This is a genomic window from Frigoribacterium salinisoli (genome assembly GCF_054781095.1).
This window is the reverse complement of the sequence record NZ_BAAGVB010000002.1, coordinates 448,017-468,748: the sequence shown is the minus strand read 5'-3', so window position 1 is coordinate 468,748 and position 20,732 is coordinate 448,017. Positions and strand designations below refer to the sequence as shown.

The following is a 20,732-nucleotide window of genomic DNA, read 5'->3' as shown; positions in this document are numbered from 1 at the left end:
GCAACTCGAGGACTTGGGAGTCGGTCCCACTTGAGGCCAGCCGAGCTACGCTCCGCCGCACCTTTGGGGTGACGAGAGGAAACAATACACAGACCCCGACCCAGGGCACCAACCCGTCCCGGATCCCGGGCGTGTCGCGACGGACCCCGGGCCGGACCTCCTGTGCCCGCGGCTCGTCGACGGCCGCCGCGGACGCGGAGGCGCCGCCCCCGGGACGACCGAGGGCCGGCCACCGCGGACGGTGGCCGGCCCTCGGGGTCGGGACGTGATGGCGGTCAGGCCGCGTCGTACGTCGGGTAGTCGGTGTAGCCCTCGGCACCAGGGCCGTAGAAGGTCGACGCGTCGGGCTCGTTCTCGGGCAGGTCGCGCTCCCACCGGTCGGCGAGGTCCGGGTTGGCGATGACGGGACGCCCCACGGCGACCGCGTCGGCGAGGCCCTCGGACACGAGCTCGCGGGCCTCCTGCCGGGTGGTCACCTGGCCGAAGCCGCTGTTCGCGACGTACGCGCCCCCGAAGCGGGCCCGCAGTCGCTGCGCGAGCTCGTCGCGCGGGTCGGCGCGGAGCACGCTCAGGTAGGCCAGGCCCAGGGGGGCGAGCCCGTCCATGAGCGCGTCGTAGGTGGCGGTCACGTCGTCGGCGTCGCGCTCGACGACGTCCTGGATGTCGTGCTGGGGAGAGAGGCGCACGCCCACCCGGCCCGGGCCGACGGCCTCGGCGACCGCGGTGGCGACCTCCACGAGCAGACGGGCACGGGCCTCCGGGGACCCGCCGTACTCGTCCGTGCGCTGGTTCGAGCTCGGTGCCAGGAACTCGTGCAGCAGGTAGCCGTTGGCCCCGTGCAGCTCGACGCCGTCGAGGCCGGCCTCGAGCACCGCGCGCTTCGACGCGGTCACGAAGTCCTGCACGACCTGGCGGACCTCGTCGGTCGTCAGGGCGTGCGGCACCGGGTAGGGCTGCTTGCCGGACGGGGTGCGGGTGACCCCGTCGATCGCGATCGCACTGGGGGCCACCACGCGGTCGGCCCCCGACACCTCGGTGTGGGTCACCCGGCCCCCGTGCATGACCTGCATGACGATCTGGCCGCCGCGCTCGTGCACGCCCTCGGCCACGCGCTTCCACGCCGCGACCTGCTCGTCCGTGACGATGCCGGGCTGGCCCATGAACGCCTTCGACTCGAGCACCGGATACGTGCCCTCGGTGACGATGAGGCCCACGCCGGCGCGCTGACGGTAGTGCTCGGCGACGAGCTCACCGGGCACGCCAGCGTCTCCCGAGCGCACCCGGGTGAGGGGTGCCATCACGATGCGGTTGGTCAGGTGCAGGTCGCCGAACGAGGCGGGGCTGAAGAGGTCCAAGGGTGTCCTTCCGGTCGGTCTCGGGTCCGCGGGCACAACCGCGCCCCACCACCGGGCATTCCGGGGGACGCGGGCCGGGCGTGTCGCGGAGCGCGTGCGCCGCGCCGCGCGGTCCCGTGCGCGGCGAGCAGGACACCGAGCACGGCACCCCTGTCCCCAGGACGGAGGACAGCGGGAGCCTCCGGGACCGCTTAGGCTCGGCAGGGCGTCGGGGGGCGCGTCGCAGAGGGCGGGGACGGACATGCAGGACGACGGCGTCGTGGAGCGCACGAGCGCGAGCAGCCACGAGCACGTGCCGGACGACGGCCCGCGCGCGGTCGCCACGATCGCCCTTGCCCGGACGGGACCCGTCCGATGGGCGAGCGTCGTCGCCACGCTCTGGCTGTCGCACCTGCTCGTCGTCACGATCATCGGTGGCGTGCACCAGGGCCCCGAGGCCTTCGGCGCCCACGTCGTCTCGACCGCCCTCTACCTGCTCGCCGGCCTCGGCTTCGGCGCCCTCCTGACCCTCGCCCTGCTGGTCCAGCTCGCCGCGAGCCAGCGTCGCAGGGTGCCGCGCTGGACCATCGAGGTCCTCATCGTGGCCTGCCCGCTCGCGGCCTCGACCCTGCTCGCCGCCGCGTACGTGTCGCGCCTGGGCGACGGGCACTTCATCGGTGGCGGCAGCGCCATGCTCGCCCTGACCGTGTCGCTCGTCCTCCTCGCCCGCCGCGCGGCGCACCGCGCCTGAGCGGCCGCGCGCGGATCGACGCACCCGACGCGCGACTGCCCGGGGCCCGGGGCGCGGGCGTCAGCGGCCGTCGTCCTCGGGCGGGACGGACTCGTCCCACGGGTCGAACTGCGGACCCTCGTCGGGCGCGAGGTCGGGGACGACGACGCGGCGGGGCCGCGCCGCCGGGGCGGACGCGGGGCGGGCCTCCTGAGCGGGCACGGGGCCCCCGCCCTGCTCACCGCCGGCGACGACCTCGAGCACCTGACGACCGTAGCTGTCGAGCTTCTTCTGCCCCACGCCGCTGATGCCCGCGAGCTCGTCGAGCGTCGACGGGCGCTCCGTGGCGACGGCCCGCAACGTCACGTCGCCGAAGACCACGTACGCCGGGACCCCCTGCTGCTTCGCCTCGGCGGCGCGCCAGCTGCGCAGGGCCTCGAAGAGCGGCTGGGCCGCCGCGTCGAGCGCGGGACCGGCACCGTTCTGCCGGGACGCCCGCGTGCGCGCCGCCCGCGTGGGTCGCACGGCCTCGCGACGCAGCTTCACCGCGCGGCGACCCGCGAGCACCTCGCTCGAGGCCTCGGTGAGCAGCAGCGTGCCGTAGCCGTCGGAGGACACCGCGAGCAGCCCCTGCGCCAGCAGCTGGCGCACGACGCCCCGCCACTCGGCCTCGCCCAGGTCGGTGCCGATGCCGAAGGTCGCGAGCTCGTCGTGCCGGTGCTGGGTCACCCGAGGCGTGGCCTTGCCGAGCAGCACGTCGATGATCTGGCCCGCACCGAACTGCTGGCCGCGCTCGCGCTTGAGGCGCACGACCGTGGAGAGCAGCTTCTGGGCGGGCACCGTGCCGTCCCACGACTCGGGCGGGGTGAGGCACGTGTCGCAGTTGCCGCAGGCCGTGCTGGCCTGCCCGAAGTACGCGAGCAGCTGCACGCGCCGGCACTCCACCGTCTCGCAGAGCGCCAGCATGGCGTCGAGGTGCGCGCTGAGCTTGCGGCGGTGCTCGGCGTCGCCCTCGGACTGGTCGATCATGCGCCGCTGCTGCACCACGTCGGCCAGGCCGTAGGCCAGCCACGCCGTCGAGGGCAGGCCGTCACGACCCGCTCGCCCCGTCTCTTGGTAGTAGCCCTCGACCGACTTGGGCAGGTCGAGGTGGGCGACGAAGCGCACGTCGGGCTTGTCGATGCCCATGCCGAAGGCGATGGTCGCCACCATCACCAGGCCGTCCTCGCGCAGGAAGCGCGACTGGTGCCGCGCCCGAACCTGCGCGTCGAGGCCCGCGTGGTACGGCAGCGCCGGGACGCCCTGCTTCACGAGGAACTCGGCCACCTGCTCGACCGAACGACGCGAGAGGCAGTAGACGATGCCCGCGTCGCCGTCGTGCTCGGTGCGGATGAACGAGAGCAGCTGCTGCTGCGGCGACTGCTTCGACTCGATGCGGTACTGGATGTTCGGCCGGTCGAAGTCGGCGACGAAGTGCGCGGCGTCGTCGAGCTCGAGCCGGTGCGAGATCTCGCGGTGCGTCGCCTCGGTCGCCGTGGCCGTGAGGGCGATGCGCGGCACGTCGGGCCAGCGCTCGTGCAGCACGCTGAGCTCGAGGTAGTCGGGGCGGAAGTCGTGCCCCCACTGCGCCACGCAGTGGGCCTCGTCGATCGCGAACAGCGCGAGGCGGCCGCGGTCGAAGAGCGCCTTGGTCGAGTCGAGCCGGAGCCGCTCGGGCGCGAGGTAGAGCATGTCGAGCTCGCCCGCGACGAAGGCCCGCTCGACCGCCCCGCGCTCGTCGGGGCCCTGCGTCGAGTTGAGGAAGGCCGCGCGCACGCCGACCGCGGCCAGCGCGTCGACCTGGTCCTGCATGAGGGCGATGAGCGGCGAGACGACGATGCCGGTGCCGTCGCGCACGAGCGCGGGCACCTGGTAGCAGAGCGACTTGCCGCCGCCGGTGGGCATGAGGACGAGGGCGTCGCCGCCGCCCACCACCTGGTCGACGATGGCGGCCTGCTCGCCCCGGAAGTCGTCGTAACCGAAGACGCGGTGCAGGACGTCGAGGGCTGCGGTGTCGTTCGGAGGAGTCACGAGGCGAGTCTAGGTCGGGCGACCTACGCGCTCAGGGGGCCGGCGCCTCCTGCGGGGACGACGCCACGGGCGTCGGGCTGGGGAGGAGCCGTGCGACGCCGTCGCGCCGGGCGCGCCGCAGGACCAGCAGCACGAAGACGGGCACGCTGACCAGCGTCACGGCCAGACCCAGCGGGCTGCCGTCGCTCGACCCGACCCCCTCGAAGGGTGCCAGCAACAGGAACACCGCCGTGTTGTTGAGCACGTGCGCGACGATCGCGGCCTCGAGCCCGCCCGTGCGCCAGGTGACGACGGCGGCACCGACGCCGAAGACCGCCACGTCGAGCACGCCCCAGGCGTTGTAGTCGTGCGCGAGGGCGAAGGCCACCGTCGGCAGCACGATCGCGACCGCGGCCCACGGCAGCCACGCGCCCAGGGCCTGGGCCGCGAGCCCGCGGAAGGCGACCTCCTCGCCCGTCGCCTGCAGCGGCACGAGCAGCACGATCACGAGCGCCGACACGGCCAGCGTCGCAGGAGGCGTCGTGACCGGCCCCGGCGACAGAGGCTCTCCGAGCAGCGCCGGGAGGACGACCGAGCTCAGCCCGACGCTCAGCACCACGAAGGCGAGCCCGGCCGGCACGCAGCGCAGCAGCCAGCGCCAGCGGATCCGGCCCGTGACGCTCCAGAGGCGACCGGGCGCCCCCCGACCGACGAGGCGGGTGGCCAGCAGGACCGACGGCAGCATCACCGCGATCGAGCCCAGCGACACCGTCATCACGAGCGGGTCGGCGGCCGCCAGGGGGTCGTCGGCGAGGGCGGCCCGGAGCCGCTGCAGCTCGTCCGGGCCCGCCACCGCCCCGACGACGACCGCCACCCCGACCACCACGACCGTCGACAGCACGAGGTACGCCGCGACCGCGAGGACGAGCACCACGAGGGGCTTCCACCAGCGGTACGACGGCAGGGCCCGGAACAGGCGGTGGTAGGCGAGGCTCACGGGGCGAGGGTAACGCCGGACGACCCGGCCGCACCTGGGGTGCGACCGGGTCGTCGGTGGTGCCGGGGTGGCGTCAGTCGGTCGAGGTGCCCTCCGCGGCGACCTCACGACGACGCCGGAGGCGCGTGGCCGTGAGCACGCCGGCCCCGGTGAGCAGCAGGGCCAGCGCGGCGAGCAGGCCGCCCGACGCCAGCTCCGAGCCCGTGTAGGCCAGGGGGCCGCGGGAGGCGGTCGAGGTGCCGGAGCCCGCCGAGCCGGAGCCGGGGCCTCCTGCGCCGGGAGCGGCGGGGTCCGTCGGGTCGGCCGGGACGCCGGGGACGGTCGGGTCGACCGGGGCGGGGGTGCCCGGGTCGACGACCGGCGGGTCGACCGGGAGGGCGTTCGCGAGCACGAGCGAGACGCCCTCGGGGACGTCCGCCGCGATGGTCACGACCGTGTCGGTGCCGGGGACCGTCACCTGCAGCTCGCGCAGGGCGGCGACGCCGACCTGGGCGGCCGCCTCGGGAGCGGCGACCACGTCGAGCTGCAGCTGGGCGCGGCCCTGCTCGTCGGTCGTGTCGACGATCGAGCGGTCGAGCGGCACCTGACCGAGCGCGTCGCCGCCCAGGGCCACGTCGAGGACGTCGGGCCCCGTCGCGTCGCTGAACACCAGGGAGGACAGGTCGACGGTGATCGTGTCGCCGACCTGGTAGCCGTCCGGGCGGGCGCCGTCGGGCGACGAGACGCCCACGGCACGCTGACCCAGGTCGGGGCTGACCGGCCCTTCGACGGCCTGGAACCAGTCCACCTGCGCCTGCAGGTCGACGGTGCCGCTGTCGGCCTGCGAACCCGTGTCGAAAGCGCCGAAGTTGTCGCCGCCCGAGGCCAGGAACGAGTTGACCGTGACCTTGTAGGAGGTCCCGGCCTCGATCGGCGCCCCGTCGAGGGTGAGGCTCGTGATGCGCTCGCCCTGCGCCGCCGTGGGGTCGTAGGTGTACGCCACGCCCTGCGACGCACCGAGCTTGAGGAAGGGCCGCGACGCGGTCGCGGGCTGCCACTGCTGCTCGAGGGCCGCCTTGACGTCGGCCCCGGTCATGTCGACCACGACGAGCGTGTTGGCGAAGGGCTGCACGGCGGCGGCCTGCTGGAAGGTGACGACGCCGCCGTCACCGCCCGCCAGGTCGGCGCGGAGGCCGCCCGGGTTCATGAAGGCCATCTGCGCTCCGTTCGCGCGCGTCGCCTCGAGCTGCACGTCGGCGACGAGGTTGCCGATGGTGGACTCGCCGCCGCGGTTCTCGGAGCCGTCGGACTGCACCGCGCGTCGGAACGGCGACGTGACCGTGCCGATCTCGCGAGCGCCCTCGACCGCCGCGAAGGCGACGGCGTCGGCGACGGTGCGCTCGACCTCGGCATCGGGCACGAAGCCCTCCACGGACGAAGCCTCGTAGAGGTCGATCGTGCCGGCGCTCGCCACGCTCTTCACGGTGACGTCGTCGCTGTCGAAGGTGAAGCTCAGGTGGCTCAGGGCACCCCCGTAGCTGCCGGTCTGCACGACGGGCCGGGGCGTCGTGCCGCCGGTCGGCGTCACGGCGTAGTCGTAGAGCTGGTGCGTGTGCGCCGAGAGGATCGCGTCGACCTCGGGCGTGACGCCGTAGACGATGTCGGACCAGTCGGAGCCGTCGCCCTCCACGGGCGCCTCGGCGGTGGCGCCGCCCTCGTGCACGAGCAGCACGACGGCGTCGGCCTCGTCGGTGCCGGTCAGCGTCTCGGCGTCGGGGACGCCGTTGGTCAGGGCGGTCGCGTACCGGTTGACGGACTCCGCGATGTCGGTGAACTCGAGCCCCTCGATGCCGGCCGGGCTGACCAGCTCGGGCATGAGCTCCGTGACGGCACCGATGAAGGCGATCTTCTTGCCGCCGCGCTCCACGATCGAGTAGGCGTCGAACGCGGGCTCGCCCGACGCGTCGACGACGTTCGCCGCGAGGTAGTCGAAGTCCGCGGCGGGCTCGACGCGCTCGCGCAAGTCGTCCTGACCCTTGTCGAACTCGTGGTTGCCGATGGCCGAGACGTCGAGGCCCATCTGGTTCAGCGCCGTCAGGGTCGGGGCGTCGTCCTGGATGAACGAGGTGAAGGTCGAGGCGCCGATGTTGTCGCCCGACGACACGAAGATGCTGTTCGCGTTCTTCTCGCGGTACTGCTCGAAGACGGCGGCCATGGCCGCGGCACCCGCGACTCCCTGCTCGCCGGGGCGCGGCGCGCTGCCGCGCTCGAGGCGGCCGTGGAAGTCGTTGATGCCGTAGACGTCGACCGTGACCGGTGCCGCCTGCGCGGGCACCGCGGCGAGGACGCCGAGGGCGAGGGTGCCGACGGCGACGGAGGCGAGCACGCCCCGGCGTCGCCGGGTGCCCCCCGTCGTGGTCGTGGTGAAGGGGGGCTGTGATCGCATCTGCGCGTGTCTCCTGGCTGGAACCGTCGGGGGACGCCGACACCCCCGACCAGGGGGCACGACCCTCCGACGATAGGGAGCGGCCGGACCGCGCGGCAAGGGACGCCGCACTTCGTCACGCGGTGTTCACCGGAGCGTCACGTGCCGGTGATCAGGCGCGGCCCGTGCCCCCGCTCACGCGTCGGGGATCAGCCGCTTGCCCAGCACCACGACGTCGTCGCGGGACCAGCCCTGGTGCTCGTAGAAGCCGAGCACGCCCTCGTTGCCGGTCCGCACCATGAGCATCACCTTGGGGCAGCCCGCCTCGGTCAGCAGCCGCTCCGCCTCGGCGAGCAGTGCCGTGCCGAGGCCCTCGTGCTGCCGGTCGGGGTGCACGGCGAGGAACGAGATCCAGCCGCGGTGGCCGTCCCAGCCGGCCATGACGGAGGCGACCACGGCCTCCTGCCCGCCACCGCCGGAGGCGTCGTCGACGCCGACGAGGAACCACTCGGGCTGCACGCCCAGCTTGCGCTGCACGTCGCGGTGCGGGTCGTTCCAGGGGCGGGTGAGCCCGGCGCTCCTCCACAGGTCGACGACGGCCTCGGTGTCGCGCTCGACGAAGGATCGGATCCGCATCGGTCCATGATGGCGGCGATAGGCTCGGGCGTCGACCGCCGCGACCGCCGCGGAGCGGAGGGAGGAGCACCGTGACCCGACGCCGCCTCGCCGTGCTCGGCTCCCCCATCGGCCACTCGCTGTCCCCCGTGCTGCACCGCACCGCCTACGACCTGCTCGACCTCCCCTTCGACTACGAGGCCGTCGAGGTCGGCAGCGGCGAGCTGCCCGCCTTCGTCGCGGGCCTCGACGACCGGTGGCGCGGGCTGAGCCTCACGATGCCGCTCAAGCGCGAGGTGCTCCCCCTCGTCGACGACCTCTCGCCCCTGGCCCGTCGGCTCGGCGTCGCCAACACGCTCGTCGTCGAGGGCGACGGGCGTCGTACCGGCCACAACACCGACGTCGACGGCATCGTGCGCTCGGTCGCGGCGGTGCGCCCCGACGGCGCGGTCGCGGTGGGGCAGGAGTCGCGGGGCACGCCGGGCGGGACCCGCGCGACCGTCCTCGGCGGCGGCGCCACGGCCGCCTCCGCGGTGGCGGCCGTGCACGAGCTCGGCGCCGACCGGGTCGACCTGCACCTGCGCGACGTCTCGCGGGCCGGCGACCTCGTCGCGCTCGCGGACGACCTCGGGATCGAGCTCGTCGTCGCGCCCCTCGCCGACCTCGACGCCACGGAGCCGCGCGACCTCGTCGTGAGCACCCTGCCCGGCGGTGCGGCCGACGACCTGCTCCTCGCCCCCGCGGGGCCCGGGGCCGTGCTCGTCGACGCCGCCTACGACCCCTGGCCCAGCCGGCTCGCCGAGCGCTGGCGCACCGCCGGCGGCCTGGCCTGCAGCGGCCTCGACATGCTCGTCGAGCAGGCCCTCGGCCAGGTCCGGCTCTTCTCCGGGCGGCGCCAGGACGAGCCGCTGCCCGACGAGGCCCACGTGCGCACCGCCCTGCGCACCGCCGTGGGCCTCGACGCCGTCCCCACCGGGAGGAGCTGACCGTGGTCGCCCCCGTCCCCCTCGCCCTCCGCGGCGTCACCCTCGGCACCGGGCGCCCCGCCGTCTGCGTGCCCCTCACCGGGCGCACCCTCGACGACCTGGTCGCCACCGCCTCCTGCCTGCCCCGGCCCGCGACCGAGGTCGTCGAGCTGCGCCTCGACCACCTCACCGCCGTCGGCGACACCGACCGGGCCCTCGCCGCCGTCGCCGCCGTGCGCGACGCCCTGCCCGATGACGTCCCCCTGCTGACGACCTTCCGCACCGAGGCCGAGGGCGGCGCCCGGCACCTCGACCCCGACGCCTACGGCGACCTGCTCCAGGCGGTCGTCGCCGGCGGTCGCGCCGACGCCGTCGACGTCGAGCAGTTCACGCGCCCCGACGTGCTCGAGGCGGTCGTCGAGGCCGCCCACGCTGCCGGGACCGCCGTCGTGCTGTCTTCGCACGACTTCAGCGGCACGCCCCCGCTCGACGAGATCGTGTCGCGCCTGCTGCGCCAGCAGGAGCTCGGCGCCGACGTCGTCAAGCTCGCTGCCATGCCCACCCGGCCCGACGACGTGCTGACGTTGCTCGCCGCGACGGCCGCCTTCCGGGCGGGAGCCGGGACCGTCCCGGCCGTCACCATGGCCATGGGGCCCCTCGGGGTCGTCAGCCGGCTCGCCGGCGAGACGTTCGGCTCGTGCCTCACCTTCGGCAGCGTCGGCGCCGCGAGCGCGCCGGGCCAGGTCGACGCCGTCGAGCTCCGCCGCGTGCTCGACCTCGTGCACGACGCCCAGGGCTGAGCCGGGCGGACCGGGCGGGCTCAGCGGGCCGGGCGGGCCGGGCGGGCCGGGCGGGCCGGGCGGGCCGGGCGGGGCGGGCCACCGTCTCGGGGTCGGCCGGTGGTGGGCGCGGTCGGTGCGCGGACGCCGTTCACGGACACCCGGCGCGGCCATCAGTAGGGTGAGGCGGCACACGGCGGGTCCCCGTCGTGCTCGTCCGACCCAAGGAGTACCCATGAGCATCGGTGGCGGCATCGCACTCATCGTGATCGGAGCGATCCTCGCGTTCGCCCTCGAGTTCCAGGTCGCTGGCATCGACATCCAGCTGATCGGCTACATCCTCATCGCCGCGGGTGTCATCGTGACCCTGCTCGGCATCGTCTTCGCGACCCGCCGTCGGCAGACGACGTCGACCTCGCGCACGGCGGTCGACCCCGCCACGGGCGAGCGCGTCACCCGTCGCGACGTCGACGGCGGCCCCGTCGTCTGACGCCGCACCTGCAGCACCGCCGAGGGCGGGTCCGCGCCGAGCGCGGGCCCGCCCTCCGTGCTGCGCGGCCCGACGAGCGCGCGAGCGCGGCCCGACGAGCGCGGGCGCGCGCGCCGTCAGCCGACGGTGGAGCGGAGGGTGCTCGAGCCGTCGGGGCGGCGGCGCACCTCGAGCCGGTCGGCGATGCGCTGCTTGAGCTCGTCGACGTGGCTGACGATGCCGATGACGCGCCCCGAGGCCGAGAGCCGTCCGAGCTCGGTCATCACGGCGTCGAGGGTCTCGGGATCGAGCGAGCCGAAGCCCTCGTCGACGAAGAGGGTGCCGAGCTCGAGACCGCCCGCCTCGCGCTGCACGACGTCGGCGAGGCCGAGTGCCAGGCTCAGCGAGGCGTAGAAGGTCTCGCCGCCCGAGAAGCTGCCGGGGTCGCGGGTCGTGCCGGTCACGTGGTCGCGGATCACGAGCGACAGCCCCGTCTTGCGCCCGCGGGACCGTGCCTCGCGCTCCTCGGAGGGGCGCAGCTCGTAGCGGCCGCCCGACATGGTCGAGAGCCGGAGGTCGGCGGCCGCGACGACGTCGTCGAACCGGCGCAGCAGCACGTAGGTGCCGAGGGTCACCCCCTTGACGTTGACCGACGTCGACGCGCTGGCCAGGTCGGCCATGCGCACGACCGCCCGGGCCCGGGCCACGACCTCGTCGCCCTGGCCCTCGGCGGTGCGCAGGGCCTCGAGGGCGGCCGACGAACGGTCGGCGCGCGTCCGGGCCGAGGCCGCCCGCTCGGTCGCCTCGCCGAGGGCCTCCTCTGCCGCGGCGGACGCGGCCGCGGCGGCGTCGACGTCGACGCCCTGGGTGAGCTCGTGGTCGTCGAGGGCGACGAGCTCGGGGTCGGCGAGCCCGGCCGCGACGACGGCCGTCTCTCGCTCGGCCGCGGCGACGCGCGACTCGGCCGCCAGGAGCGCCGTCTGCTCGAGGGCGGCCCGCTCGGCGGCGGCGACGTCGGCGAAGCCCGCCTCGTCGAGCGCTGCGACCAGCTCGCCCCGGCGCTGCTCGACCTGGCCGAGCGCGACCGCCTCGCGGTCGAGGGCCGCGACGAGGTCGTCGAGCGCCCGGCGCCGCTCGCCGAGGAGCTCGACGAGCTCGTGCACCGACCCGGCGCGACCGCCCAGGCGGTCCGCCACGAGCTCGGCGTCGGCGGCGAGCCCCTGCCGGGCCGCCGCGAGGCGCTCGTCGGTGGTCGCCGCCTCGACCGTCGCGGCGTCGCGCTCGGCTCGCAGCCGGTCGGTCTCGGCCTCGTGGGCGGCGAGCTCGCGGTCGAGCCTGCGCCGCTCGTCGACGGCGGCGAGCGCCGTCGCGACCTCCGACACCGCCTCGGCCCTCGCAGCGAGCACGGCCCCACGGTCGAGGCCCCCGGAGGCGCGCACGGCCTCGTCGAGCACCGCGCGGTCCGCCTCGACCCGCGCGAGCGCCTCCGCCTGGGCCTGCACGGCGGTGGCCCGTCGCTCGGCGGCGACGTCGAGCGCGGCCTCGTCGGGGTGGTCGTCGACCGCGACCGCCGGAGAGGGGTGCTCGGTCGCCCCGCAGACGGGACAGGGCTCGCCGGGCAGGAGCCCCGCGGCGAGGTCGCCGGCGCGGCCCTCGACGCTGCGCCGGCGCAGGTCGGCCTCGGCGTCGACCGCGACGAGCGCGGCCCGCGTCGCCTCGGCGGCCCGCGCCTCGACCACCAGGAGGGCCGTGCGGCGGGCGTCGACGTCGTCGAGCCGGCGCAGGGCGTCGTCGAGCTCGCCGACGGCGGCCTCGGCCGCGCGCACGCGGGCGTCGGTCTCGCCGAGGGAGGCGACGGCGGCGACGAGCGCGACGCGGGCCTCGGACCGGCCACCGAGCGCTGCCTCGGCCCGCGCGGCACGCGTGCGCAGCGAGGCGGCACGCTCGTCGAGGTCGCCCACGGCGCGCCTCCTGCCCGCGAGGCCCTTCTCGGTGCCCTCGACGTCGACGAGCCCGCCGATCTCGCCGGCCAGGGCGTCGCGGAGGTCGGCCGCGTCGGCCCGGTCGAGGTCGTCGCGGTACGCCGAGACCGCGTCGCGGTCGGCAGCGGGGGCCGCGGCCACGACCGCGGCGACGCCGTCGCGGGCGCGCACGAGCCAGCCCCGGGCGGAGGAGAGCTGGGCCTCGGCGCGGTCCACGCCGAGCGCGGCGCCGGTCACGGAGCGGGCACGGCGGGCCGCGTCGACGGCCGCGCGGTCGCGCTCGACGTCGGCCCGGCCCGCCTCGAGCCGCTCCGCCCGGCGCCTCAGGTCGGCGAGGCGGTCGAGGGCGGCCCGCAGCCGGCGCTGCTCGTCGAGCTCGGCGCGCGCGACGTCGCGGACCGCGGTGGCCTCGGTGCGCGCCCCCGCCGCCGCCCCAGCCTCGACGAGGAGCGACGCGACGAGGGCCCGGCAGCCGTCGGCCGCGAGCGCCTCGGCGAAGGCGGCCTCGTCGGTGCCCGTCGCCTCGCGCAGGCGCTCCCGGGCCCTCTCGACGGCACGCTCGGCGTCGGCGATCTCCGCCCGTGCCGCGACCCGGCCCTCGACCAGCTGCGCGGTCGTCCGCTCGTAGAGCTCGGTGCCGAAGAGCGACTGCAGCACCTCGCGGCGCTGCTCGCCCGTCGACCGGAGGAACGCGGCGAACTCGCCCTGCGGCAGCACGATGGTCTGCACGAACTGCTGACGGGTGAGCCCGACGATGCGGGCGACCTCGACCCCGGCCTCTTGCGTGGTGGTCGCGAGCACCTCGCCGTCGGCAGCGTCGGGCGAGCTGAGCCGCACGAGCTTCGCGGTGGCGTTCTGCGGCGTCGTGCCGGTGCCGCGGGCCTTCGGCCGGCGGTACTGCGGCGAGCGCCGGATGCGGTGCACGCCCGCCGCCGTCTCGAAGACCAGCTCGACGAACGGCTCGACCGCCGGGTCGGCGTGGTGGCTGCGGAGCCGGTCGGCGGTGGAGGTCGACCCGGCCAGGCCGCCATAGAGCGCGAAGACGACGGCGTCGATGATCGTCGACTTGCCCGAACCGGTCGGCCCCTCGAGGAGGAACAGCCCCGACGCCCCGAGCGCCGCCAGGTCGACCGCGTGCTCGCCGGGGTAGGGGCCGATGGCCCGCAGGGTGAGGCGGTGGAGGTTCACGCGCTCGCCTCCGTCGCCCGGGCCGCCTCGTAGGCGCTGCGCAGCACGTCGAGCTCGTCGGCGCTGGCCGCGCCGCCCGAGGCGAAGGCCACGAAGTCGGCGGCCACCTCGACGGGGTCGGTCTCGGCGGTCACCTCGCGCAGCGCCGGGGCGTCGAGCGCCCCCTCGGGCACGTGCTGGACCACGAGCGCGTGCGGGAAGCGCTCCTTCACGCGGGCGAACAGCTGCTCGGGGTGCACGGGATCGGTGACGACCACCCGCAGCCAGGCGTCGACGAGGTCGTCGTGGCGCCCGTCGAGGAGGTGCTCGAGCGTGTCGACGACCTCGGCGAGGCGACGCGGCACGGGAGCGGGCACGAGCTCGACCGAGGCGGTCCCGTCGGCCGCGAGGTCGACCAGGGTCGACGACTTGGCCTGGCGCCGCTCGCCGAACGAGAAGGCCAGCGGCGAGCCCGAGTAGCGGACGAGGGGGCGGGCCCCGGCCGGCCCGACCCGCTGGGCGCCGTGCAGGTGCCCCAGGGCGACGTAGTCGACGCCGTCGAAGGTGCTCGCGGGCACGACGTCGACGCCGCCCACCCGGATGTCGCGCTCGCTGTCGCTCGGGCTGCCGCCGGCGACGAAGGCGTGGGCGACGACGACCGACCGCGTGGCCGGCCGCGTCGCGAGGTCGGCGCGCACCCGCTGCATCGCGGCGCCCAGCACGGCCTCGTGCGAACGGGGCAGGGGTGCAGGGGGCTCGTCGCCGACCGGGGGCGCGGCCAGCGTGTGCCGGGTCGTGTCGGGGTCGAGCCAGGGCAGGCCGTAGATCGCCACGGGGCCGTCGTCGTCGGGCACGACGACCGGCGTCGCGAGCCGCTCGACCGACGCGAGCACGTGCAGGCCGGGGCGCAGCAGCTCGGAGGCGAAGCCGAGGCGCACCGCCGAGTCGTGGTTGCCCGGCGTGACGACGACCACCGCGTGCTCCGCGAGCCGGCGCAGCGCGTTGCCCAGGAGGCGCACGCTCGGCACCGGGGGCACGGCCCGATCGTGCACGTCGCCCGCGACCACGACGACGTCGACCGCGCGGTCGCGGACGAGCTCGACGAGGTGGTCGACGTGCGCGGCCTGGTGCTCGTGCAGGTCGACCCCGTGCAGGGTGCGCCCGAGGTGCCAGTCGCTCGTGTGCAGGATCCGCACGCCGCCCCCTCGATCGTCGGTCAGGTCGTGCGTCAGCGTAGCGGCGGGTCCCGACACCGCCCGGGGCCGAGGCGGGCGCCACCGCTCCTCCCCAGGACGCGGGAGGAGGGACCGCCGGGCGGTCGCCGCCCCGCGGGCGTCGCCGCACCTCCTGCCGTGGCAGTCTGGGACGCCCGGCCCGGTGCCACCGACGCGGCCGGCCGAGGAGGACCCCCGTGACGCAGCTCGACGCCGACCAGCTCTCCGCCCTGCACGGGGCGGTCGAGGCCCGGCGCGCGGCGATGACCGCGGACCTCACCACGTACGCGATGCTCGAGACGCCCTCCGACGACGTCGCGCTGCTGCGCGCAGGGCTGGCCTGGATCGAGCGGTGGCTCGCCGCCACCGTCGGCCCCGCCGCCGACCGGCGCGAGCACCGCGTCGGCGGCCACGGCGACGCCGTCACCCTCGACCTCGCCTCGCCGAGCGGGTCGAGCGAGTGGGTCACCGCGCTCTGCCACTACGACACCGTGTGGCCCTCGGGCACCACGACCGACTGGCCCGTCGAGATCGACGGCGACCGCATGACGGGCCCCGGCGTCTTCGACATGAAGTCCGGGCTGGTCCAGCTCGGCACCTCGCTCGCCGTGTCGGACGCCCTCGGGCTGCCCCGGCCGAACGTGCGCCTCGTGCTCACGGGCGACGAGGAGACGGGCAGCATCGCCTCCCGCGCGATGATCGAGGCGGAGTCGGCCAAGGGCGGTCCCGTGCTCGTCTTCGAGTCGGCGGCGAAGGGCGCGGTCAAGACGGCGCGCAAGGGCGTCGGCATCTTCCGGGTCGAGGCGACGGGCGTCGAGGTGCACGCCGGGCTGCACCCGGCGGGCGGGGCCAGCGCCGTCGACGAGATCGCGCGGGCGGTCCTCGCCCTGCACGGCGCCGCCGACCACGAGGCCGGCACGTCGCTCAACGTCGGCATCGTCCAGGGCGGCACGCGCACGAACGTCCGGGCGGGCCTGGCCACGGCCATGGTCGACGTGCGCATCACGTCGACCGCCGAGATGGCCCGCGTCGAGGGCGTCCTCGAGGGGCTGCGGGCGCACGACCCGCTCGCGAGCATCCGGGTCTCAGGAGGCTGGAACCGCCCGCCCATGGAGCGCACCCCCGCCACCGCGGCGCTCTTCGAACGCGCCCGCGCCGTCGCGGGGGTCGTGGGCTTCGAGCTGCGCGAGGTGTCGGTCGGCGGTGCCAGCGACGGCAACTTCGCCGCGGCGCTCGGCCTGGCCGTGCTCGACGGGGTGGGCGGGGTCGGCGGCGGCGCGCACGCCCGGCACGAGTGGATCAGCCTGGACGGCATGGTCGAGCGGACCGTCTTCGTCAGCGCGCTGCTGGCCGACCTGGCCTGAGACGGGCCGGCGCCCGCCCCTTCCCCCGGGCGTGCGCCTCCTGCCAGGCTGGGTGGTCAGCACCGCAGCGCAGCGCCCCACGTCGCCTCGCGCCGCCCGCACCACCCGCACCACCCGCACCGCCCCGCACCGCCCGCCGTCGAAGGAGACCCGGACCGCATGCAGATCGTCAGCGCCGACGTGATCGTCACCAGCCCCGACCGCAACTTCGTGACCCTGAGGATCGAGACCGACGAGGGCGTCGTCGGCCTCGGCGACGCGACCCTCAACGGGCGCGAGCTCGCCGTCGTCGCCTACCTCCGCGAGCACGTCGTGCCGCTGCTGGTCGGCCGTGACCCCGCGCGCGTCGAGGACACCTGGCAGTTCCTCTACCGCAGCGCCTACTGGCGGCGCGGGCCGGTCACCATGGCCGCGATCGCCGCCGTCGACGTCGCCCTCTGGGACGTCAAGGCGAAGGTCGCCGGCCTGCCGCTCTACCAGCTGCTCGGCGGCGCGAGCCGGACCGGCCTGCTCACCTACGGGCACGCCTCCGGCAAGGACCTCGAGGAGCTGTTCGACAGCATCCGCGCGCACCAGGCCGAGGGCTACCGGGCGATCCGGGTGCAGACGGGCGTGCCGGGGCTGAAGAGCATCTACGGCATCGCCTCGAACGCCACCTTCGACGGCAACGCCGGCAAGCGCTACGACCACGAGCCCGCCCAGCGCGGGGCCCTGCCCGCCGAGGAGGACTGGGACACCCGCTCGTACCTGCGGCACGTGCCCACCGTGTTCGAGGCGGTGCGCGCCGCGTTCGGGCCCGAGCTGCCGCTGCTGCACGACGGGCACCACCGGATGACCCCGATCCAGGCCGCCCGGCTCGGCAAGAGCCTGGAGCCCTACGACCTCTTCTGGCTCGAGGACTGCACCCCCGCCGAGAACCAGGAGGCCCTGCGCCTCGTGCGCCAGCACACCACCACGCCGCTGGCGATCGGCGAGATCTTCAACACGGTGTGGGACTACCAGCTGATCGTGCGCGAGCAGCTGATCGACTACGTGCGCAGCGCCGTCACGCACGCCGGGGGCATCACCCACCTCCGGAAGATCATGGACTACGCCTCGCAGTACCAGATCAAGTCGGGGTTCCACGGGCCGACCGACATCTCGCCCGTCGGCATGGCGGCCCAGATGCACCTCGGGCTCGCGATCCACAACTTCGGGATCCAGGAGTACATGCGGCACGGCGAGGCCACCGACCGGGTGTTCCGGCAGTCCTTCACGTTCACCGACGGGTTCCTGCACCCGGGCGACCAGCCGGGCATCGGCGTCGAGCTCGACCTCGACGAGGCCGCCCGCCACCCCTACGAGCAGGCGTACCTGCCGTACAACCGGCTCGCCGACGGGACCGTCCACGACTGGTAGGGGCAGGAGGCACGGGGCGGCAGGGTCAGGAGGCGCGGGCCGGCGGGGCAGGGACGCACGGGCACGCGTGCCCGGCGTGACCGGATCGTGACGGATGTCGTCCTCGAGACGGAGACGGGCCTCGTGGACTCGCCGATAGCGTGGAGCAGGGCCGACGGCCCGACGACGACAAGGGGACCCGGTGCAGCGCACGACGACGACCACGATGACGACCACCGCCGTGCTCGCCGCGGCCCTCCTGCTCACGGGCTGCCAGGGCGGGGCGGCCCAGCCCTCGCCGGAGCCCACGGTGACCGAGACGGCGACCGTGACGCCGCCGCCGACGCCGAGCGCGACGCCCGACGAGGGTGCCGACGGCGACGGCGACGGTGGCGACGACGGAGCGACGGCGACCCCGACGACGACGCCCACCACGGTGTCGATCCCCACCGGCTGCACCGACCTCGTGTCGGCGGACCGCTACGAGGCCACGTTCGGCGACACGCCGCTCAACCCCGAGGGGTTCGGCGGCGGCTTCGGCCAGCGGACTCCGACGGCTCCCCCCGCCGGTGCCGACGGATGGGCCGTCACCCAGTCCGTCGCCGAGCTGCGCTGCCTGTGGCGCGACCCCCGTGCCGACATCACCGGCATCGGGATCGACCTCGGCCGTGTCACGCCGGAGCAGGGCGACGCCGTGCTCGCGTACGCCGCGGGGCGGGGCTTCGACTGCGGCGAGCTGCACGGGGGCACCTCCTGCCAGCTCGTCACCCGGGACCAGCAGTACCCGGTGGACCGCGGACAGACCTTCTTCGTGCGTGACGGCGTGCTGGTGCACGTCGACCAGAGCAACTTCCCGACCGACGACCTGCTCGGCGCGATCGTCACCCGGATCTGGGGTTGATCCCCGGGAGCGCCGCCTGCCCTCAGTGCCCGGCGGCGTACCGCGCCTGCAGGGCCGAGGCGGTCTGCGCGCTGTTGTTGTAGATGACGGTGCCGTCGACGGTGCCGGTGAAGCCCGAGCTCGTGGGCGCCGACGCGAACCCGGCGAGCGGGGCGCTCCCGACCCGCCAGTAGCCCGCAGCGGACTGCGCGGACGTGATCATGGTGCTCGAGCCGAGGAACGCACCGTCGACGTAGAAGCTCGTGCCCGAGCTCGACATCGTCACGGCGACGTGGTGCCACTGGCCGTCGTTGTAGGCGCGCGGCGTGGTCACGGCGCGGACCGTCGAGGTCGTGGGCCGGACGCCGAGCGCGAGCGTGCCCGCGTTGGTCATGTAGAGCGCCCGGTCGGCCGTGGTGGCGTTCCCCGACTGCGCCGTCGTGAAGGCGACGAGCGAACCGCCGGTGGTCGTCGTGGTGCGGAACCAGGTCTCGATCGTGAAGGCGGGCTGGCCGCCCAGCTGGACCGAGGTGAGCACCTGGCCGGTGCCGTCGAGCTGGAGGGCCGGGCTGTCGTCCTTGGCGCACGAGCCGGGCACGAAGCTCGCGCCACCGACGAGCGTGCCGGTCCGGGCGAAGCTGCTGCCGTCGGCCGTCGTCGTGCCGGAGGTCTCGTTGTAGGGGAACCCGAAGGAGGTCTGGGCGTTGTAGCTCTCGGTGAGGCAGTCGAAGGTGCCCGTCGCGAGGGTCGACCGCGGGTTCGCGGTCGGCGCCGCGTACCCGGCCGACGACCCGCCCGCGACGACGAGCGTCACGGCGAGACCGCCGGCGAGCGCGAGGAGCGACAGCGAGGCACCGGCCGTGCGGAGTCGGCGCAGGCGGCGCTCGCGGCGGCGGGCGGAGCGGCGTTCTCCGCGGGGCGAGGCGGGGGCGAGGCCGCGCTCGAGGCCGGCCAGGGCCTCCTGCCGGGCGCGCAGCGGCGAGTCGAGGCGACTGAGCGCCGTGAGGAGCAGGAGGCCCGCCGCCGTGACGACGAGGTGGCCGACCAGGCCCTCCCGCAGCCAGAGCACGGGGAGCCCCACGAAGGGGACCCGCAGGTAGGCGACGCCCTCGACGGCGCTGCGCTCGACGGGCGTCGAGTCGGCCTCGGGGTTGGCGTCGCCCTTCGTGACGAGGGTGCCCGCGGCCCCGTCGGAGTCGTAACGGTGCAGGCGCATGTGGTCGGCGTGGTCGGGGTCGTCGAAGAGGAGCACCTGGCCGCGGTGCAGGTCGGACTCGGCGACCGGCTTCGCGACGACGACGTCGCCGGGGTGGATGCGGGGCTCCATCGAACCCGTCATCACGGTCGTGGGGTGCCAGCCGATCGCGAGCGGCAGCGCGCCCCAGAGGGCCAGGCCGAGGACCGAGAAGAGGACGACGCGCGCGAGGGTCGCGAGCACGAGGCGCAGCCACTCGGTCGCCGCGTCCGACGAGCCGGGCAGTGCGGCCGACGCCGTGGGCGTGGCTCGCAGGTCCAGGTCGAACGTGGTCATGGCGCCCTCGTGGTCCCGTCGGGTCGTGTGGTGGTGGTGGTGGTGGAAGAGAGGCCCCCTCCGGCTCAGGGGGAGGAGGTCCGGAGGGGGCTGGCCCGCGCTCGGACCGGGGGGCGTCCGGGGCGGGGGCGGAGGGTCGCGGGAGCCGCGACTAGCTGTTCTGGGCCTCCCAGGTGAGGCCGAGCGACGCGGTGCCGCCCTGGGTCGTGTTCGGGGCGGCCGCGTTGACCGTGTAGGTGACCTGGTAGACGCGGGTCTCCGACGCGGTGCCCGTCGGGGCCCAGGTGCCGACGCCCGAGGCGAAGCTCGTGGACTGGGCGCCGAAGCCGGCCAGCGTGCCCGAGTAGAGCGTCGGGGTCTGCGCCGCGGCGACGGGGGTGAAGCCGGCGCAGGTGCCGAAGCCGCCGCCCGTGCCCTGCGTGATGCTGATGTCGATGTTCGACGCGAGGTCCTTCGTGCTCGTGGCGGCGGTGCCGTAGAGCTTGACGGTGGAGGCGAGCGAACCGGTCGAGGTGACCGCGATGCAGTTCTGGCCCGTCTGGCCCGGCTTGAGGTTGGACGCCGTGAAGAGCGCGGCGTTCTTGTCGTCGTCGGTCAGGGCGACGGTGCCGGCGGTCCAGTTGCTGGTGGGGTTGACCGTGGTCGACGAGAAGGCCGAGTACGAGGCCTGCGAGACGGCGAAGCCGCTGCCGACGAGCGCGGCGGGGATGGCGATCCAGGCGGCGAGGCGGGTGGCGCGGCGACCGGGGCGACGGGTGGTGGCGGTGCTGATCATGACGACTCCTGGTGAGGGGGTGGGGCGGGGAAGAGGAAGGGGGCGGGGCTGGTCCGGACGCCGGGTGCGCGTCCTGCTGCCCCTGCCGGTGAGCATCTTG

At 75.4% G+C, this 20,732-nt stretch carries 16 protein-coding genes; 7 read left to right on the top strand and 9 right to left on the bottom strand.

Annotation, left to right across the window (positions count from 1 at the left end):
• Positions 1-275: 275 nt before the first annotated feature.
• Complete coding sequence (locus ACYVHQ_RS08050) at positions 276-1,355, bottom strand: alkene reductase (RefSeq protein WP_460511863.1); 1,080 nt, start codon at positions 1,353-1,355, stop codon at positions 276-278.
• Positions 1,356-1,596: 241 nt separating this feature from the next.
• On the opposite strand from ACYVHQ_RS08050, the gene ACYVHQ_RS08045 reads away from it, so the two are divergent.
• Positions 1,597-2,085 (top strand): hypothetical protein, encoded by a 489-nt coding sequence (locus tag ACYVHQ_RS08045; RefSeq protein WP_460511861.1) that lies wholly within the window; start codon positions 1,597-1,599, stop codon positions 2,083-2,085.
• Between the two features lie 60 nt (positions 2,086-2,145).
• Here ACYVHQ_RS08045 and recQ read toward each other — a convergent pair whose 3' ends face one another.
• The 4 genes from recQ to ACYVHQ_RS08025 form a co-directional block, all read right to left on the bottom strand.
• The gene (gene recQ, locus ACYVHQ_RS08040; RefSeq protein WP_460511860.1) at positions 2,146-4,134 is read right to left on the bottom strand and encodes a DNA helicase RecQ; all 1,989 of its coding nucleotides are present in this window, start codon (positions 4,132-4,134) and stop codon (positions 2,146-2,148) included.
• Positions 4,135-4,165: 31 nt separating this feature from the next.
• Complete coding sequence (locus ACYVHQ_RS08035; RefSeq protein WP_460511857.1) at positions 4,166-5,110, bottom strand: lysostaphin resistance A-like protein; 945 nt, start codon at positions 5,108-5,110, stop codon at positions 4,166-4,168.
• A gap of 73 nt (positions 5,111-5,183) precedes the next feature.
• Positions 5,184-7,535, bottom strand: coding sequence for a bifunctional metallophosphatase/5'-nucleotidase (locus ACYVHQ_RS08030; protein ID WP_460511855.1), 2,352 nt, complete (start codon positions 7,533-7,535; stop codon positions 5,184-5,186).
• A gap of 174 nt (positions 7,536-7,709) precedes the next feature.
• Positions 7,710-8,150 carry a GNAT family acetyltransferase gene (locus tag ACYVHQ_RS08025; RefSeq protein ID WP_460511853.1) on the bottom strand — a complete coding sequence of 147 codons (441 nt, stop codon included), beginning with the start codon at positions 8,148-8,150 and terminating at the stop codon, positions 7,710-7,712.
• A gap of 71 nt (positions 8,151-8,221) precedes the next feature.
• Here ACYVHQ_RS08025 and ACYVHQ_RS08020 point away from each other — a divergent pair, with 71 nt between their 5' ends.
• From ACYVHQ_RS08020 to ACYVHQ_RS08010, 3 genes are all read left to right on the top strand, one after another.
• A complete protein-coding gene (locus ACYVHQ_RS08020) occupies positions 8,222-9,115 on the top strand; it encodes a shikimate dehydrogenase (protein WP_460511851.1) in 894 nt (297 codons plus the stop codon).
• Between the two features lie 2 nt (positions 9,116-9,117).
• A complete protein-coding gene (aroD, locus tag ACYVHQ_RS08015; RefSeq protein ID WP_460511849.1) occupies positions 9,118-9,894 on the top strand; it encodes a type I 3-dehydroquinate dehydratase in 777 nt (258 codons plus the stop codon).
• 214 nt (positions 9,895-10,108) lie between these two features.
• Complete coding sequence (locus tag ACYVHQ_RS08010; protein ID WP_460511847.1) at positions 10,109-10,363, top strand: DUF6458 family protein; 255 nt, start codon at positions 10,109-10,111, stop codon at positions 10,361-10,363.
• Between the two features lie 116 nt (positions 10,364-10,479).
• Here the strand turns inward: ACYVHQ_RS08010 and ACYVHQ_RS08005 are convergent, their stop codons facing one another.
• Together ACYVHQ_RS08005 and ACYVHQ_RS08000 are read right to left on the bottom strand one after the other, a co-directional pair.
• The gene (locus ACYVHQ_RS08005; protein WP_460511845.1) at positions 10,480-13,512 is read right to left on the bottom strand and encodes an AAA family ATPase; all 3,033 of its coding nucleotides are present in this window, start codon (positions 13,510-13,512) and stop codon (positions 10,480-10,482) included.
• Positions 13,509-14,687, bottom strand: a complete 1,179-nt coding sequence (locus ACYVHQ_RS08000) for an exonuclease SbcCD subunit D (RefSeq protein WP_460511843.1) — start codon at positions 14,685-14,687, stop codon at positions 13,509-13,511. Before ACYVHQ_RS08000 ends, ACYVHQ_RS08005 begins: the two co-directional genes overlap by 4 nt.
• 215 nt (positions 14,688-14,902) lie before the next feature.
• Here ACYVHQ_RS08000 and ACYVHQ_RS07995 point away from each other — a divergent pair, with 215 nt between their 5' ends.
• The 3 genes from ACYVHQ_RS07995 (at position 14,903) to ACYVHQ_RS07985 (ending at position 18,347) form a co-directional block, all read left to right on the top strand.
• Entirely contained in the window at positions 14,903-16,069 is a 1,167-nt protein-coding gene (locus ACYVHQ_RS07995) for a M20/M25/M40 family metallo-hydrolase (protein WP_460511841.1), read from the top strand.
• Between the two features lie 159 nt (positions 16,070-16,228).
• Entirely contained in the window at positions 16,229-17,467 is a 1,239-nt protein-coding gene (gene manD, locus ACYVHQ_RS07990; protein WP_460511839.1) for a D-mannonate dehydratase ManD, read from the top strand.
• A 181-nt stretch (positions 17,468-17,648) separates the two neighbouring features.
• Positions 17,649-18,347: a hypothetical protein gene (locus ACYVHQ_RS07985; RefSeq protein WP_460511837.1), complete on the top strand. Its 699-nt coding sequence runs from the start codon at positions 17,649-17,651 to the stop codon at positions 18,345-18,347.
• A 22-nt stretch (positions 18,348-18,369) separates the two neighbouring features.
• Here ACYVHQ_RS07985 and ACYVHQ_RS07980 read toward each other — a convergent pair whose 3' ends face one another.
• Positions 18,370-19,857: a signal peptidase I gene (locus ACYVHQ_RS07980; RefSeq protein ID WP_460511835.1), complete on the bottom strand. Its 1,488-nt coding sequence runs from the start codon at positions 19,855-19,857 to the stop codon at positions 18,370-18,372.
• 151 nt (positions 19,858-20,008) lie between these two features.
• Positions 20,009-20,632 carry a hypothetical protein gene (locus ACYVHQ_RS07975; RefSeq protein ID WP_460511833.1) on the bottom strand — a complete coding sequence of 208 codons (624 nt, stop codon included), beginning with the start codon at positions 20,630-20,632 and terminating at the stop codon, positions 20,009-20,011.
• Positions 20,633-20,732 lie beyond the last annotated feature (100 nt).

Excerpts from the sequence above, each read along its gene's own strand:
- ACYVHQ_RS08045 (WP_460511861.1), top strand. The coding sequence starts at position 1,597 with ATGCAGGACGACGGCGTCGTGGAGCGCACGAGCGCGAGCAGCCACGAG.
- ACYVHQ_RS08030 (WP_460511855.1), bottom strand. The coding sequence starts at position 7,535 with ATGCGATCACAGCCCCCCTTCACCACGACCACGACGGGGGGCACCCGG.
- ACYVHQ_RS08025 (WP_460511853.1), bottom strand. The coding sequence starts at position 8,150 with ATGCGGATCCGATCCTTCGTCGAGCGCGACACCGAGGCCGTCGTCGAC.
- ACYVHQ_RS08010 (WP_460511847.1), top strand. The coding sequence starts at position 10,109 with ATGAGCATCGGTGGCGGCATCGCACTCATCGTGATCGGAGCGATCCTC.
- manD (WP_460511839.1), top strand. The coding sequence starts at position 16,229 with ATGCAGATCGTCAGCGCCGACGTGATCGTCACCAGCCCCGACCGCAAC.
- ACYVHQ_RS07980 (WP_460511835.1), bottom strand. The coding sequence starts at position 19,857 with ATGACCACGTTCGACCTGGACCTGCGAGCCACGCCCACGGCGTCGGCC.
- ACYVHQ_RS07975 (WP_460511833.1), bottom strand. The coding sequence starts at position 20,632 with ATGATCAGCACCGCCACCACCCGTCGCCCCGGTCGCCGCGCCACCCGC.